General features: G+C 63.2%; 13 protein-coding genes and 1 pseudogene. 7 read left to right on the plus strand and 7 right to left on the minus strand.

All coding sequences use genetic code 11. The features are described from left to right. Positions 1-786: 786 nt before the first annotated feature. Positions 787-1,113 (minus strand): annotated as a pseudogene (locus C9424_RS16635) (transposase); the annotation flags it as partial. A 370-nt stretch (positions 1,114-1,483) separates the two neighbouring features. On the opposite strand from C9424_RS16635, the gene C9424_RS22140 reads away from it, so the two are divergent. The 7 genes from C9424_RS22140 to istB all read left to right on the plus strand — a co-directional run bounded on the left by C9424_RS22140 (position 1,484) and on the right by istB (position 6,615). After that, positions 1,484-1,699 carry a flavin reductase family protein gene (locus C9424_RS22140; protein WP_337189831.1) on the plus strand — a complete coding sequence of 72 codons (216 nt, stop codon included), beginning with the start codon at positions 1,484-1,486 and terminating at the stop codon, positions 1,697-1,699. Beyond that, positions 1,696-1,992, plus strand: a complete 297-nt coding sequence (locus C9424_RS22145; protein WP_337189832.1) for a flavin reductase family protein — start codon at positions 1,696-1,698, stop codon at positions 1,990-1,992. The genes C9424_RS22140 and C9424_RS22145 overlap by 4 nt, the downstream gene beginning before the upstream one ends. Positions 1,993-2,266: 274 nt before the next feature. Then, positions 2,267-2,467 carry a hypothetical protein gene (locus C9424_RS21315; protein ID WP_133247529.1) on the plus strand — a complete coding sequence of 67 codons (201 nt, stop codon included), beginning with the start codon at positions 2,267-2,269 and terminating at the stop codon, positions 2,465-2,467. Positions 2,468-2,657: 190 nt separating this feature from the next. After that, the gene (locus tag C9424_RS16645) at positions 2,658-3,713 is read left to right on the plus strand and encodes an LLM class flavin-dependent oxidoreductase (protein WP_116768008.1); all 1,056 of its coding nucleotides are present in this window, start codon (positions 2,658-2,660) and stop codon (positions 3,711-3,713) included. A 36-nt stretch (positions 3,714-3,749) separates the two neighbouring features. Further along, on the plus strand, positions 3,750-3,899 hold the full coding sequence (locus C9424_RS21475; RefSeq protein ID WP_161958241.1) for a hypothetical protein: 150 nt from the start codon (positions 3,750-3,752) through the stop codon (positions 3,897-3,899). A 710-nt stretch (positions 3,900-4,609) separates the two neighbouring features. Then, the gene (gene istA / locus C9424_RS16650) at positions 4,610-5,827 is read left to right on the plus strand and encodes an IS21 family transposase (RefSeq protein WP_116768009.1); all 1,218 of its coding nucleotides are present in this window, start codon (positions 4,610-4,612) and stop codon (positions 5,825-5,827) included. Further along, positions 5,827-6,615, plus strand: coding sequence for an IS21-like element helper ATPase IstB (gene istB / locus C9424_RS16655; RefSeq protein WP_116768010.1), 789 nt, complete (start codon positions 5,827-5,829; stop codon positions 6,613-6,615). The genes istA and istB overlap by 1 nt, the downstream gene beginning before the upstream one ends. A gap of 569 nt (positions 6,616-7,184) precedes the next feature. Here istB and C9424_RS16660 read toward each other — a convergent pair. From C9424_RS16660 to C9424_RS16685, 6 genes are all read right to left on the minus strand, one after another. Beyond that, positions 7,185-8,828 carry a dipeptide ABC transporter ATP-binding protein gene (locus C9424_RS16660; RefSeq protein ID WP_116768011.1) on the minus strand — a complete coding sequence of 548 codons (1,644 nt, stop codon included), beginning with the start codon at positions 8,826-8,828 and terminating at the stop codon, positions 7,185-7,187. Beyond that, positions 8,825-9,730 (minus strand): ABC transporter permease, encoded by a 906-nt coding sequence (locus C9424_RS16665; protein ID WP_116768012.1) that lies wholly within the window; start codon positions 9,728-9,730, stop codon positions 8,825-8,827. The genes C9424_RS16660 and C9424_RS16665 overlap by 4 nt, the downstream gene beginning before the upstream one ends. Further along, entirely contained in the window at positions 9,727-10,713 is a 987-nt protein-coding gene (locus tag C9424_RS16670; protein WP_116768013.1) for an ABC transporter permease, read from the minus strand. Before C9424_RS16670 ends, C9424_RS16665 begins: the two co-directional genes overlap by 4 nt. Positions 10,714-10,767: 54 nt before the next feature. Then, positions 10,768-12,381 carry an ABC transporter substrate-binding protein gene (locus C9424_RS16675; protein WP_161958242.1) on the minus strand — a complete coding sequence of 538 codons (1,614 nt, stop codon included), beginning with the start codon at positions 12,379-12,381 and terminating at the stop codon, positions 10,768-10,770. Positions 12,382-12,586: 205 nt separating this feature from the next. Beyond that, on the minus strand, positions 12,587-13,813 hold the full coding sequence (locus C9424_RS16680; RefSeq protein ID WP_116768015.1) for an acyl-CoA dehydrogenase family protein: 1,227 nt from the start codon (positions 13,811-13,813) through the stop codon (positions 12,587-12,589). A gap of 130 nt (positions 13,814-13,943) precedes the next feature. Continuing rightward, positions 13,944-15,074, minus strand: coding sequence for an LLM class flavin-dependent oxidoreductase (locus tag C9424_RS16685; protein WP_116768016.1), 1,131 nt, complete (start codon positions 15,072-15,074; stop codon positions 13,944-13,946). Positions 15,075-15,097 lie beyond the last annotated feature (23 nt).

Genomic DNA, 15,097 nt, shown 5'->3' on the forward strand with positions numbered 1-15,097 from the left:
GCGCCAACGCCAGCACTTACATACCCGTCGCGGCCGACGCGGGCAAAACCCTCACCGTCACCGTCACCGGCACTAAGACCGGCTACACCACCGCCGCGAAGACCTCCGCCGCGACCACCGCAGTCATAGTGTGAGGAGCTGCCGCCCAACGAGGTCCAACTAACCCCGGGGGTGGCGGGGGTGCTTTGTCTTCCCCCGGAACGCGGGGCCTGCGAGTTCCACCCGGTCAATTCCTAAGCGCAGGATCCTTGCCGAACGTGGGCCCACACCGAGGGTCGGTACACGGTACTGCTTCCACAGCAAGTGGAACAGCGGGCAGGGGCCGTGACAGGGGCACCGGTTGCCGCTGCCAGGTCACGTACTGAGCTCGGGCCCCCACGGCGAGCCGGTCCAGCAGCAGGTCCGCTGCCAGCGCCCGATAACTCCTCGGGTGCCGGTATCCGGCCAGCGCCGCTGCGCCAGAAAGACAGGCCGTAGCCCGCCGAGGCGTCTGTATGCCCAGCCGACGGTGGCGCACAGCTTCTCCGTCGCATGAAATCCTGGTCCGTCGGATTCACCCTGCCGCCGGGCCGGACAGGGAGCAGCACGACCCATGAATGGATCCGAAGTAGGCTGCGTCCTTCTCTGGTGGTTGCACCTGAAGACGGCCGTGGACTAACCCAAAATAGGCGTCATACGCAACTATCAGCGTACTTACTTTACGTAACGTCCGTTATCGGCCATCAAACAACGGGAGTTGCGTTGGCTGCAAATACTCCCGTTAGAGGGCGAACATCATTCCTTCGCGGGGAACCCGGCACCGGTAAGTTCTCCGATCACCGGGTGGATTCTTTTTGGGACCGTGCGGTCCTCACCGAGCAGCTTCGCTGCACGCTTGAGGATCTCTACTTCCGTTTCCAACTGACGGATCCGCTTCCGCGCTTTGGCCAGCTCGGTGTTCTCCGGAGTCGTCAGTCCTGGGCGTTCGCCACGGTCGATCCGGTCCTGACGGTCCCAGTTGTGAAGGCCGCCCTCGCTGATGCTCAGTTCGGCGGCCACGCGACTTATGGGTTTGCCGGCCCGGACCAGGGCGACTGCCCGTGCGCGGAATTCCGGTGGATAGGGTCTTGGCATGTCTGAAAGCCTCTCAACGAGAGCCCAAAACTCAAACCAGCCAACGGCTATTTGACCAGCGCCCGAGACTTGACCGAAAGGCATAGAAGGGTCAGCGGCCAGCAAGTGTCCCCGGACCCGGCGACTCCACCCCCGGATCATCAACGACAGGGCAAGAAAGTCATACCGGGCCCAGCGACCAAGTCCCCGGCCTTCGGGGATTCGCGTAACGGGCATGACAGCCGATGCGAGGCGCTGTCGGCAGGTCCTATTTACGCTCAACGGCGGGCGATGACGTTGTGTTTCCCTGGACGACCGCGCGTTGCATTCGATGTTGGAGCGCGTAAATCCACGTGCTTAATTTGGTGGACGAGCATCGAAAGGACCAACCGTGACAGAGCATTCCGGACTCAGCCCGCACGGCTTCCGAGCCGTCCTGAGCCACATCGCCACAGGGGTGACGCGGATCAACGCGTCAACGGAGGACGGGTCGGCCGGGTTCATGTGCCGGTCGTTCTCATCCCTGTCTCTTGCTTCGGTCCCTGTCACGTTCAACCCGGCGCGGACCTCCAGCATCTGGCCGCTGCCGCGCGAGGCTGTCCGGTGAACATCTTGCCAGCACAACACCCGCATCCGTCAGCCCAGTTCACCCGCTCGGGTACGGACAACTTCGCCGACGTCGACAGCTCGCCCTCGGCGCTGGGAAACCAAGTCCTGGACGGGGCATTTGCCTGGGTGGATTGCGGACTATCCCAGGAGAGCGACGGCGGCTACACGATCCGTATCGGCGGCGTCCCCACCCTCCGGGCGCGGGACGATGGTGGGCAGCTGATCTTCTTCAACGGCGGTTGCTACGTCGGCATACACTCGGGTGCAGGGTTGCTGGAGAGCGTGGCGTAACTATGGTGAAGTACACCTCGCGCAAACGGAGTCGGAGAGCCGGTCAGCCACCCGGCTACGCTGAATTTTGGGATCCTGGGGAGGACTGGACGTCGATATCGGTGGGAACCACGGTGGAAGTAAACCTCGGAGCAGGACACACATACATCGGCCACGTCGACGCCAAGACGCACGACTCAAGCATCGTATGGATTATCAGTTTCTCGGGACTGGGCCGCCACATGTACGGCAGCCGCGATGGCGTTATTCTGCAGCTGACAGAGCGGCGGAAATCATGACTGCTTTCCTGCTTTCCGGAACATTCGGTGCGCTGCTTGCGGCCGCGAGCCAATGGGCCGTCGCGTCACCTGCAGGTCCACCTGATCCACCCGAAGGGTCCGGCGTCCCGGATGCCGTCGACGCGGATCAGCAGTGCCAGGCTGCAGTCAGTACCGGCGACGACTGCTTTGCCGACTATTTCACGATCTATCCATGACGGTGCCGGCATGACCGGGGCGCTTACATGCAGAATCGGGGCGACATGCGGCGAGGGACTGGCCTCGTTTTGCCGACAAGTCTTGCCCTCGCGCAAGCATCCGCGCCTAGTTGCTGGCGTCGCCCGGACCGAGCGCAGGTCCGGGCGCATATTCTGATACGGAGCCACATCCTGATCCTGAAAGAGGCCTATGCCCGACCCCACACGTCCCTTGCGCAAACTTGGATTCCTCACTATTGGCCTGTTCGATCCGGCCGAGCCTGCCTCGGGCCACCAATCCACTTTGCAGATCATCGAACTTGGCGAGCGGCTTGGATTCGACAGTGCCTGGCTGCGCCACCGCCATCTGCAGTTCGGAATCTCCTCCCCCATCGCGATGATGGCCGCCGCCAGCCAACGTACCTCCCGAATTGAGCTTGGAACGGCTGTAACCCCGCTGGGCTGGGAAAATCCATTACGCCTGGCCGAGGACCTGGCCACCGTGGATCTACTCGCCGGGGGACGAATCAATCCGGGGCTCAGCGTGGGGGAACCGATGCTCTACGACACGGTGAAGCACGAGCTGTACCCGGATTCCTCGGAGCTGGAGGACTTCAGCTACGCCCGCTTGGATCGGCTTGCACGTCTGATCAGTGGGGAACCGGTGCGGGACTTTTCTGGCCGGCAAGGTGTGGTCGAGGAATTCTCCAACCGCGTCGAGCCGCACTCTCCCGGGCTGCGGGATCGCCTTTGGTATGGCGCGGGCAGCAGGAAGTCGGCCGTCTGGGCCGGGTCAAACGGCTTCAACCTGCTCTCCAGCAGTGTGGTCTTTCCCGAAACGGATCAGGAACCAGACTTTGCCCACGTTCAGCAATCGCAGATTCGTGCCTTCCGAGAGGCCGCCGCAACGTCAGAAGCGCATGGACCGGCCCGGGTGTCGCAGGGCTTGGTGGTGATCCCAATCGATTCGGCGTCACCGGGTCAGCGGGAGAAGTACCAGCGGTACGTCGATGAACGCACTCCCCGCACACGCGCCCCGCAGGGACCAAAGGGCATGATGTTCGCCCCGGATCTCATCGGCACCAGCGATGAAATCGCCGAGCAGCTGTACGCACACGCTGGCTTCCAGGAAGTCGACGAGGTCGCGTTCGCACTGCCCTTCAGCTTTGAGCCAGAGGATTACATCCAGATCCTTACCGACATAGCCGACAAATTGGGTCCCGCCCTGGGATGGAATCCGGCTCAGCGTGGGCAAGACTCGCAGTGAGCGGCACGGCCCTAGAACCAAGAAGTCGGTGAGAGAGTGCTGCTTCGGTATCAGGCGATCGCCGCCTGGACATACGGGACCACAGACCTCGACGGCGTCATCACCCTCTCCTCCCGCCACGGCGACGACCTGCGGCTATTGGCATATTCGAACGCCCAGGCGACCCGTCCGTCAGCCCACAGCTAAGGCATACGAAGGTTGAGGGATTCCACCACGAGAGCGACGCGATTAAGGGCGCCTTCCAAGTCCTCGGCCTGGCCCACCAGAGCGAATCGGCCACCCCTGCCCTCGCCCGTCTACCTGACGACAGGTCCATTATCGTGTTAAAAGCGCGGGAGTAGCAGTGGATGCAAGAACTCCCGTCCGCAGAGAACCTGACGTTTCCGCAGGTCAGCTCGTGCAGTCCTTGGGAACCCGGCCGCGCCACTCGGATTTGCCCCGCTACGCGTGGAAACTAAAGGTCTCTTGCATCTAATGCAAGTTTCCATGGGGCCGGCTCAAGGTCCCGCTTGTTCTCCACCAGCCGCACTACTCGATGTTTGACCGGCGCATCGAGCAGGAGGGTCTGGTCGACCTCGCATGCGAGGACGGCACCCGACTCATCGTTTAGTCTTCGCTGGCGCAGGGCCTGCCGACCGATAAGTACCTGAACGGATATGTGCTGCCAGGGGCCCGCGCCGAGAACAGCTTGTTTCTCTCCCCGACGACGTCTCGTCGGACTACCGGGAGCGGACCCGCGCTGAACGACCTCTCCCTTGAGCGCAGTCAAAGCCTCGCCCAACTGGCCTTGCAGTGGGTCCTGCGCCGCCCCCAAAGGCGCGAGTGTCGGTGACGGTCGAAAACTGAGCCATTGTGACGGTTGAAAACTGAGCCACCTTTTCCAAACGATTGGGTGGGTGATCACAGTGGAGGATTGGGCGCTTATTCGGCGGTTGCATCTTGCCGAGGGTGAATCGATGAGGTCGATAGCGGCGCGGCTGGGTATTTCCCGGAACACCGTTGCGAAAGCGGTCAGCGCCGACGGTCCGCCGGCCTATGTCCGGGCACCCCAAGACTCCGGAATCAAGGCCGTGGAACCAGCCATTCGTGCGCTGTTGCGGGAGAATCCGCGGATGCCGGCGACGGTGCTCGCGGAGCGTGTGGGCTGGTCGGGGTCCCCGGCCTGGTTCCGTGAGAACGTGGCCCGGATCCGGCCGGAGTATGCCCCGGCAGATCCCGCGGACCGGATCCGTTACGAACCCGGGGACCAGGCGCAGTGCGATTTGTGGTTTCCCGAGGTGCGGATACCGGTCGGGGGCGGGAAGCCGCGGGTCCTGCCAGTGCTGGTGATGGTGTCCTCGCATTCGCGGTTCATCATGGCCAGGATGCTCCCGTCCCGGATGACCGGGGACCTGCTGGCCGGGATGTGGGACCTGATCGGATCCCTTGGGGCGGTTCCACGGCGGCTGATCTGGGACAACGAAGCCGGCATCGGCCGGCGGAACAGCTACGCCGCCGGCGTGGCTGCGTTCGCCGGGGTCCTCGCGACCAGGATAGTGCAGGTCAAACCCTACGACCCGGAGACCAAGGGCGTGGTGGAGCGGGCGAACCAGTTCCTGGAGACCTCGTTCCTGCCCGGCCGGACCTTCACCTCACCGGAGGATTTCAACGCCCAGCTTGGCCAGTGGCTGCCGCTGGCTAATGCCCGGCTGGTCCGGCGGACCGGGGCCAGGCCAACGGAACTGCTCGCTCAAGATAAGGCGGCGATGCTGGTGTTGCCGCCGGTTCCGCCCGTGACCGGCTTCGCGACCCGGGTCCGGCTCCCGCGGGACTACTACGTCCGGATGGGGTCCAACGACTACTCCGTGCACCCGCAGGCGATCGGCAGGTTCGTCGACGTCGCCGCTGACCTGGAAACAGTCACGATCAGCCTGGAGGGGCGGTGCGTCGGAAGCCACTCCCGGTCCTGGGGCGCCGGTCTGACGATCACCGACCCGGACCACGTCGAGGCCGCCCGGACCTTGCGGAAAGCCTTCCAAAACCCCGCACCTACCGCAGACACGGCCGGGCTGCGGGATCTGGCGGACTACGACCGGGCGTTCGGTGTCGTGGTCGATGACGGGCAGGTCGCGTGATGACCGAAGCAAAGGAAACCGCCGGCCAGATCGAGTACTACTCCCGGGCCATGAAGGCACCAAGGATCAGGGAAGCAGCAGCCAGGCTCGCGGAGCAGGCACGCGACGGAGGCTGGACCCATGAGGAATACCTCGCCGCGGTCCTGTCCCGGGAAGTCGCCGCCCGCGAAGCCTCCGGAGCCGAGATGCGTGCCCGGGCGGCCGGGTTTCCAGCCCGCAAGTCGCTGGAGGACTTCAGCTTCGACCATCAGCCCGGCCTCAAACGCGACACCATCGCGCATTTGGCCACCGGCGCGTTCCTCACCGAAGCCTCCAACATCGTCCTGCTCGGCCCGCCCGGAACCGGCAAAACCCACCTCGCCACCGGGTTGGGGCTGCGCGCGACCCAGCTCGGCCACCGGGTCCTGTTCGCGACCGCCATCGACTGGGTCGCCCGTCTCCAGGCTGCGCATCAGGGTGGGAGGTTGCCGCAGGAGCTGGTCCGGCTGCGCCGCTACGGGCTAATCATCGTCGATGAGGTCGGCTACATTCCGTTCGAGCAGGACGCCGCGAACCTGTTCTTCCAGCTCGTTTCCTCACGCTACGAACACGCCTCGCTGATCCTGACCTCGAACCTGCCGTTCGCCCGCTGGGGCGACGTGTTTGGTGACCAGGTCGTCGCCTCAGCCATGATCGACCGCATCGTCCACCACGCCGAAGTCATCACCCTCAAAGGCTCCAGCTATCGGCTCAAACACGCACAGACAGACTCTTTGCCCTCGACAAGACCGGAAAATACGGCAGAATAACCAACGTCAACGTGGCTCACTTTTCAGCCCGCGAAATGGCTCACTTTTCGACCAGCGCTGACAGCGAGTGCCTGGATCGGCGCCAGCTCGACGTGGCAGCTTGGAACACAACCTCACTTCGACCTCGTTCCCGGCCCTAACGGACGACGAACTCGCCGGGATCAATCTCTACGGAGTCGATGACAGCGGGCTGCGTATTCCTGCAGGCACCAGGCGATGAGCACCCGCATCTAGACCTTTCGCTCCTGACCCCCGGCCATTTCCGCACGGCGTGGCGCCTCCCTCATGCCGCCCCGCGGGCCCAGCTCAATGTCGGACACTTCCGGCGGCTCGCAAAATTACCGAAGATGCGACAATCCACGCCGTATTCCTTGGTGACGCCCCCGCGCTCGGCACGGCCATCGGCACCGCACCCGAGATAGGTCTGGACCCGGCAATCCTGCTGGACAACGTCGCAGCGCACACTGAGGTACCGGTTCCGTCGAGGCCATTCAGAACTTCCTGACAGTGGGCCGCCAGAATGATGGACCCGGCAAACGCACGAACCGGGCGCCTCGGGATGGCACTAATCAGCCCGCAGCCGCTGCTGCCCGCTTTCCCCCACCGGGGACCGCCGCAAGCAGATCACGCGTGTAGTCCGACTGCGGACGCGTGAAGATCGCCTCCGCCGGCCCCTGCTCGACCACCCGGCCCTTGTTCAAAACCACGACGTGGTCGGAGATGCGCCGCACCACCGCCAAGTCATGAGAGATGAAGACATAGCTCGAACCGAAGTCCTGTTGCAGTGATTCCAGCAGATCAAGGATCTGCCCCTGGACTGATGCGTCGAGCGCCGATATCGGCTCATCAAGTACGACGACGTCCGGCCTCAGGACGAGTGCCCGGGCGATCGCCACGCGTTGCCGCTGGCCCCCGGAAAGCTCACGCGGTGGACGTTTCAGGAAGTCCTGGGGCAGCGCCACGGCATCGAGGATGTCGCTGACCGAGGCAAGCCGCTGTGTACGTTTCAGCTCCGAGAGAGCTTTCAGTGGTTCCTCGATGATCTGTCCTACTGTCAGTTTCGGGTCCAGGGACGCGAAGGGGTTCTGATACACCACCTGGATTGCCACACGGCGGTGGCGGAACTGGCGCTCCGACTTCTCCGTGTAGTCACGTCCGAGCAGGGTTATCCGCCCCGAGGTGGGCTGGATCAGGCGGGTCAGGAGTCGCGCAGTCGTCGACTTCCCCGACCCTGATTCTCCGACGATCGACAGGGTCGATCCCCGCGGCACGCTGAACGAGACATCATTCACGGCCAGGAACGATGGGGATCCGACGTGGCCCGGGAACTCCTTCGCCAATCCCGAGACCTCAAGGACGATCTCTGCCGGATGCGCCGGGTCACTCCGAGGGACTCGGTCAGATACCTGTAGGGACGGCGCACTCGAGAGAAGATGCCTAGCGTAGTCGCTTCTGGGCGCGGCGATCACCGCTGCGGTCCGTCCGAACTCGACGACCTGTCCGTGGCGAAGCACGGCGATAGTGTCCGAGCGGTCGGACGCGACCGCCAGGTCATGGGTCACATGGACGATGGCCGTGCCGAGTTCACGCTGGAGCTCGTCCAGGAGGTCGAGCGTCCGTCGCTGGACGGTCACGTCAAGACCGGACGTCGGCTCATCGGCGATGATGACGCTGGGCGAGTTCGCAATGGCGATCGCAATCAGAACGCGCTGGCGCTGGCCCCCGGAGAGTTCGTGAGGGTAGGCCGAGACCTGCTTCCTTGCATCCGTGAATCCCACCCGCTCCAGAAGCTCGATGGTGCGCGGCTTCCACTGTTCCTTGGGAACGGTCCCGTGCAGACGGAAGACCTCTGCGATCTGGACGCCGACGCGCCGCAAGGGATTGAGCGACACCGTCGGATCTTGGGGAATGAGCGCGATGCGGCTGCCTCGAACGTCGCCCAGGGTTGCTGCCGGGGCCCCCAGGATGTCCGTGCCTTCAAGCTCGACTTTCCCACTCTCGACACGGGCGTTCTTCGCCAGCAGGCCGATGATCGCCTGGCCTGTCGTCGTCTTTCCCGACCCGGACTCGCCCACGATCGCGATCGTCTGGCCGGCCTCGACGTCGAATGAAACCCCGCGGACGGCATCAATCCGCGTGCCACGGGTCAGATAAGACACCGACAGGTCGGTCACCCGGAGCGCCGGATGAAGGGCAGCTACAGTTCCGGTCATTGGGCACTCTTCTCGCGGATAACGTGTCCGATCGTGTTGAACGAGATGACGACGAGCACGATCGCAAGGCCGGGGAACAGGGTCATCCAGAATCCAGAGCCGAGGAAGTCGCGCCCTTCGGACACGAGCAAACCCCATTCCGGGTTGGGCGGTTGGGCACCGAAGCCGAGGAAGGACAGGGAGGCGATCCAGAGGATGGCCATCCCTAGTTGCAGGGCGACGAGCGCAAGAGCGCTGTTCAACGAGTTCGGAAGGATATGCCGGCCCAGGATCGACCAGTATCCGACGCCGCCGCTCACGGCCGCTTCGACGTACTGGCTGGCCGACACCCGGAGCACTTCCGATCGGATCAGGCGCGCGAACGTCGCCACCGATGACAGGCCGACGGCTATGGCCGCATTCGTCGTGCTGAATCCAAGGACAACCACCACCGTGACCGCGAGCAGAAAAGCGGGGATTGAGAGCAGGACGTCGACAAGACGCATCAGCAGGCTGTCCGTGATACCCCGGGCGGATCCCGCTACCAGACCAATAAACGATCCGAGGACAAGACCCACAGCAACCGCGATGACAGCCCCAGTCAGTGACTCCCGGGTACCATGGATGACACGGCTAAGGAGGTCACGGCCCAAATAGTCCGTGCCGAAAAGGTGTGCAGCCGAGGGCGCCTCAAGTTTCTGCGCCGGAACGGCGAGATTCGGGTCGACTGCGGTGAAGAGGCTTGGCAGAATCGCCCACAGAAGCACGATCGCCAGAACCGCGATGGCCGGGACCACACGGATAGCGGTGGCCACGCTAAGGCGCCGGCTCCAGCGCGGCAATGCCCGGAGCGCCGCTTCCCTTCCGAAAATGGTACGGCCATCCACCGCAGCAGTATTCAGCTGAAAGTTCTCTGAGGTCATGATGTCGCCTTTGCAGGGGTGAGTGAGGCCCGTCGTTTGAGTCGTATCGGTGCCCCGCCCAGACGGATTCGGGGATCGATGACGGGGTACAGCAGGTCGATGACAAGGTTGACAGCCACATAGAGGGCCGAGATCAGCAGCACCACAGCCTGGATGACCGGGAGATCCTGCGCCGCAACGGCGCCCTCCGTGATTCTCCCCAGACCGTCCCGCGAGAAGACCGTTTCGATGACGATTGATCCGGCGAGGAGTTCGCCGAAGGTGAGCCCCAGCAGGGTCAGCCATGGAAGAATCGCGTTGCGGATGACGTGATGCCAGAAAGTGAATCCGCTGCCGGCGCCTTTGGCCAGGACGACGTCGACGAAGGCGTCTCCCTTAGTCTGTTCCAAGGATGCAAGGAGCACCTGGGCAAGGCTGGGAGAGATTCCGATCCCCAGCGTCAGCGCCGGCCCGATGAGGCCTTCGAAGCTGCCGTCGTCCACTGCCGGGACCAGGTTGAGGTTGAACGCAAAGATCTGGATGAAGAAGATGCCGAGAAGGAAGGTCGGCACCGCGGCGAAGAGCGGGGGAATGCCCTGAAGGAAGTGTTTCAGCGAGGGGAACCGCGCATAGGATGCGGCCACTGCAAGGGCGCCGCCAAGGACGAGGCCCACGATCAGGCCTGCAATGCTGAGCTGGACGGTCGGCGGAAGCGCCGCGGCAATCATCGAACGGACGGGCGTTCCACGTACCAATGAGAACCCGAGATCACCCGAGAATATACCTGCCAGGCGCACGAAATACTGCAGGATGATCGGTTTGTCGAGGCCGTAGTACTCCCGCAGACGCACACCGTCCGCTTCGGTGAGGCCGCTGTCCGGGGCGTTAATGCGAATGGAGATCGGGTCGCTCGGCAACACGGAGAGAAAGATGAATGCGACTGTGTAAGCAGCCCAGAGCACCGCGATCGCCTGGAATACACGTGCGGCGATATATCTGGCCATGAAATCCTCGATTCGGTGAGGGGGACGGGAACGCCCCGTCCCCCCGGTACAGTGCTACTTGCTGAGCCAGGTGTCGTAGAGCTCGGCCCGGGCGACCGGTTCGGTTGCGAAACCGTTGACCGTCTTCGCTAGGGCGAAGACCTGCGTCTCGTCATACAGCGGGATTTCAAGCGCATGCTCCAGGAGGTACTTCTGGATATCGGTCACGATCTTCTGCCTGGCATCCGGAGTACCGGCTTCCGCCTGGCTCTGAAGCAGCTTGTCGAGCTCAGGATTGGCAACCTTGTTGGCGAAGCCATACTCCGAACCAAACGCTGTGCGGAGCACGTCAGCGTCAGCACGGGACCACTGGGTCTGGTTGAACGCGGTGTCGGCACTCAGGATCTTCGTGCTGTACGTTCCGCTGTCCACCTCTTTGACGGTCAGCTGGACTCCGACTTTTCCCCACTCCTGCGAGAGCAGCTGCAGTAGCTTTTTGGAGGTCTGGTAGTAGGGAGCCACGTAGATAGTGAATCCGAGGGTGTTTCCGTCCTTCTGGAGGAAGCCGTCCGATCCCTTCGTGAATCCCGCGTCGGCCAGCAGCTTCTCCGCTTTGGCCTGATCGTACTGCAGGTAGGAGGACTGATCCGTGAAGTTGTGGTCGGCCTGCGGTAGCACCGACTTCGCAACTCCATAGCTGTCCGAGAGCACAGTGTCACGAAGCTCCTGGCGGTTCGTGGCGGCCTGCAGGGCGAGCCTGACGTTCTCGTTGTCGACGAACTTTGAGTTCAGATTGATCCCCAAGTGGTTCACTTCACCCTGCACGCTGTACGAGTTGACGGTGATTCCCGCTGACTTCAGCGCTGCCTCATCAGTCGGGAGGATGTTGCGGGCAATCTGTGCCTGGCCGGATTTCACGGACCCCATGCGGACGCTGTCTTCGGCAACCGTCTTGTAAACGATTTCTTTAAGGTATGCCTTGCCCTGATGCGCGAAGCCTTGCGGCGCCCAGTCATAGTCATCACGACGTTCAAGGGTGATGGTCGTGTTATTCGCATCGTGTGACTTGACCTTGAATGGACCCGAGCCGACGAGATTGTCGAGTTGGCCCTGCGCATTCCAGTCCTTTTCGAGGGTGGACTTGGCCACGATGCCTGATCGGTAGATCGAGGTGACCTGCAGGAAACCTGCGTCTGGTTTGCTCAAGGTGATTGAGACCGTGCTCGGATCCACGACGGTGGACTTCACGTAGCCCGTGAAGAACGAGTCCGCTGCTATTCCCTTCGCTTTGTCGCCCAGACCGTGCTGGTCGTAGTTGTCCTTCACGACCTGTGCGTCCAGCTGGGTACCGTCGCTGAAGGTGACTCCCTTGCGGAGGTGAAAAGTGTAGGTCAGTCCGTCGCTGCTGACGTCCCAGGAGGAGGCGAGCCATGGCTCGATCTTCCCCGTTTTTGCGTCCTGGTAGGTCAGCCTGTCCACGAGCTGGGGCACTACGTTGCTGTTGGACCAGAGTGTGTTCGTGACGTTGAATGCGGTGTACGCCACCGGGTCAAGGAAGGTGAGAGTCCCGCCATAGCGCGAATTACTGGAGTCGCTCGAGGTGCCGGCCGAGACGGACGCGGCACAGCCGGTCGCGCTCAGCGCCAGGATGGCTGCAGCCGCGATAGCGGCTTTTTTACGGATCAACAATGGTGCTCCTCGTAGTGCTGAGTTGGTTGGAGGGGTCCGGCTTCGACTCGCTGTGGTCGGTATCCCGGGGATCTAACGAAAGTAGCTCCGCACGCCATCTGCACTAAATTCCGTGACACCGTGTGCACCGCCGTGACACCAGATGGATTGTCGTGACACAAAAAGGCATTCTCATGACGCCAGACGGCAGCGTTAAGGCGTGCTGCTAAGCCTGGGCCCAGATGCTGCCGGGGAGCGTTCCGTTGACGATGAAGTCGCCGACTATCGAGTCCTTGTAGACAACAGGGTTGTGGGAGGCCAGGGTACGGGCGTTTCTCCAGTGGCGGTCCAGGTTGAGCTCTGCGCTGACGGCAGATGAGCCGCCAAGATCAAAGAGCCTCGTCGCTGCCCGGCTGACGTCGTCAATGATCTGGACCTGCGCTTGTGATGTGAAAAGGTAACAGCGCGAGTAGGTCTCTGCCTCGTCGTCGTGTCCGAGGTGTTCGTTGGCTTCTTCCAGCCGTTCGGCGGCGGCCGAGGTGAGGAGGTCTGCCGTCACGGCGCGCCGCGCCAGGTCACCGACGACGCCGAGGAGCAGCTGATCGTGGCGCGGCTGTTCGTTGAGGCCGTGCATCGAGGTCCGGGTCCGCCGGACCAGAACCTGGACGGCGTCGTCGCGGATGCGTCTAGCAATGCCCGCCAGAGTGGCAAGGTGGATGATCTGGACGAAGCTCTGGTGCTGCCGCGTGCCTGGGCCGAGGCGAAAGACACCAATGTCATCGACCGGAGCGTCGTGGTAAAGCGTGGTTCCGCTGGCGGAAAGGCGCTGACCGAATCCATCCCAGTCGTCCAGGCGCTCGACAAGGGGGCTTTCCGTAGACACGATCGCCCAGTACAAATCCCCGTCAGGGCCGACCACGCTGGTGCGGACGGCATCGGCGTGAAGCGTGCCGCTGGAATAGATTTTCGTGCCCCGGACAGTCCAGCCGGCCTGCGTCCGTGTGATGCTCGCCTGCGGCACCGCGGCTGGTCCGGGTGCCGGCTCCGTCTGTCCGTTTCCGAAAATTTTGCCGGATCCGATTTCGTTGAACCAGTGGCTCCGTTCAGGCCCCTGCGGCATCTGCCGGAGGATTTCGACGAAGGAGAAATGACCGCGCAGGATATTGGGAACATTCGCGTCGGCCGCCCCGAGATCGGCAATCAGCTCGAAAAAATCGGGAAGGGACACATCCAGACCGCCGTGTTCCTCAGGCACCCGTAATCGGGTGAACCCGGCATTGGCCAGGGCACGGACCTCCTCGAACGGGTGACGCCGCTCCCGGTCACGGTCGGCGGCGCCAGCGGCGATGCGCTCGAATACGTCCGCGAACCGGTCACGGAGGTCCACGACGCGCGGCGACCGTGTCCGATTGAGGGCCTCATGGCGGCGGATTGGCTGCTGTGTATCGGTCATGTGCTCTCGTTTCAGTTGGGCCAGACACCCTGAGATCACGGATGGATCCGGGATATTTGGTTCTCGGAATGAAGCCGGCCAGCAGGGGCCGCCTTGCTTGGCACATCGCTCCGTCAAGAGCTGAGCTGCTTCAGCGGAGCCAGGAGTCAGCAAGGAGCGCGTACGAATGTGCCCGGTCTTCGTGATCGTGCGCGATGGTGGTGATCAGCAGTTCGTCGGCTGCGGTCACCCGCTGAATGGTTTCAAGCTGTGCGACGACGGTGTCAGGGCTGCCGACGAAGCGCGTGTCCAGCCGGTCCTGAACAAGGCTCAGCGCCGCCGGATCGAGCGGATCGGCGAGTGCCTCCTCCGGGGACGGGTACTCGATGGTTCCTTCGCCGGTTCGAACGGAGTGCACCCATTGACTGAAGCCCTCCGCCAGATAATTGGCGCGGCTGTCGGTTTCCGCGACGAGCACGTCCGCTGAAACGATGACATGCGGTCTCGGCAGCCGCCCCGGAACAAAATGCGCCCGGTATTCTGCCACGGAGTCGAGTACCGTGCTCGGTGTCGAGTGATGGTTCGCGCCGAAGGGCAGACCGAGTCTGCCCGCAACACGGGCGCTCTCCCCCGCACTCGAACCATGAATCCAGACATCAGTGCTGGAACCCCGTGCGGGCAACACCGGCACAAGTTCCCCGTCCGGGTCACGGTAGCTGCCGTCGAGGCATGCCAGGATCGTCCGCACTGCCTCTGCGAAGGGTTGCTCCGACTGCCGGTCAATCAGCCGTGAGAGCAGACCGAACCGGCCCCGGCCCGGTGCGACGTTCACGGGTGCAGGCAGGTAAAGGCCGCCGACTGTTCGAGCCTCCCGCTGTGCGGGCGGGATGCCCGGCTTCGTTGGCACCGCCCCGACAAGTACTGGTTGGCTCGTTGATACTCCGCCTGTCCGCCCTAGTCCCAGATCCACGCGGCCGTCGAAAAGCGTGGCCACGGTGCCGACCGCCTCGGCGATCTGAACCGGGGAGTAGTGCCCAACAAGGGTCGCGGCGGTTCCGACCCGGATGCGGTCGGTGGCTGCGGCCAGAATGCCGAGGAAGGACAGGGGCGCCGAACCCGCGAGGCCTGGGTTCAGGTGATGCTCAGCCAGCCAGTAACGTTTGTACCCGGACCGTTCCGCTTGTCGGGCGAGGTCGAGACTGTTGCTGAGCGCCGTTGTCGCATCCGAGCCAGTCGAAATCGGCACGAGGTCGAGAACTGCCAGGGGCACTCGTTTACTCATTTTCGTTTCCTCCGGTCTGCAGC

Source organism: Arthrobacter sp. H-02-3, from assembly GCF_003097355.1.
Taxonomy (GTDB): domain Bacteria; phylum Actinomycetota; class Actinomycetes; order Actinomycetales; family Micrococcaceae; genus Arthrobacter; species Arthrobacter humicola.

Bases quoted from the DNA above. Each gene is read 5' to 3' on its own strand.
- C9424_RS16665 (WP_116768012.1), bottom strand. From the start codon at position 9,730: ATGACCTCAGAGAACTTTCAGCTGAATACTGCTGCGGTGGATGGCCGT.
- C9424_RS16680 (WP_116768015.1), bottom strand. From the start codon at position 13,813: ATGACCGATACACAGCAGCCAATCCGCCGCCATGAGGCCCTCAATCGG.
- C9424_RS16645 (WP_116768008.1), top strand. From the start codon at position 2,658: ATGCCCGACCCCACACGTCCCTTGCGCAAACTTGGATTCCTCACTATT.
- C9424_RS16670 (WP_116768013.1), bottom strand. From the start codon at position 10,713: ATGGCCAGATATATCGCCGCACGTGTATTCCAGGCGATCGCGGTGCTC.
- C9424_RS16685 (WP_116768016.1), bottom strand. From the start codon at position 15,074: ATGAGTAAACGAGTGCCCCTGGCAGTTCTCGACCTCGTGCCGATTTCG.
- C9424_RS21315 (WP_133247529.1), top strand. From the start codon at position 2,267: ATGACTGCTTTCCTGCTTTCCGGAACATTCGGTGCGCTGCTTGCGGCC.
- istB (WP_116768010.1), top strand. From the start codon at position 5,827: ATGACCGAAGCAAAGGAAACCGCCGGCCAGATCGAGTACTACTCCCGG.
- C9424_RS16660 (WP_116768011.1), bottom strand. From the start codon at position 8,828: ATGACCGGAACTGTAGCTGCCCTTCATCCGGCGCTCCGGGTGACCGAC.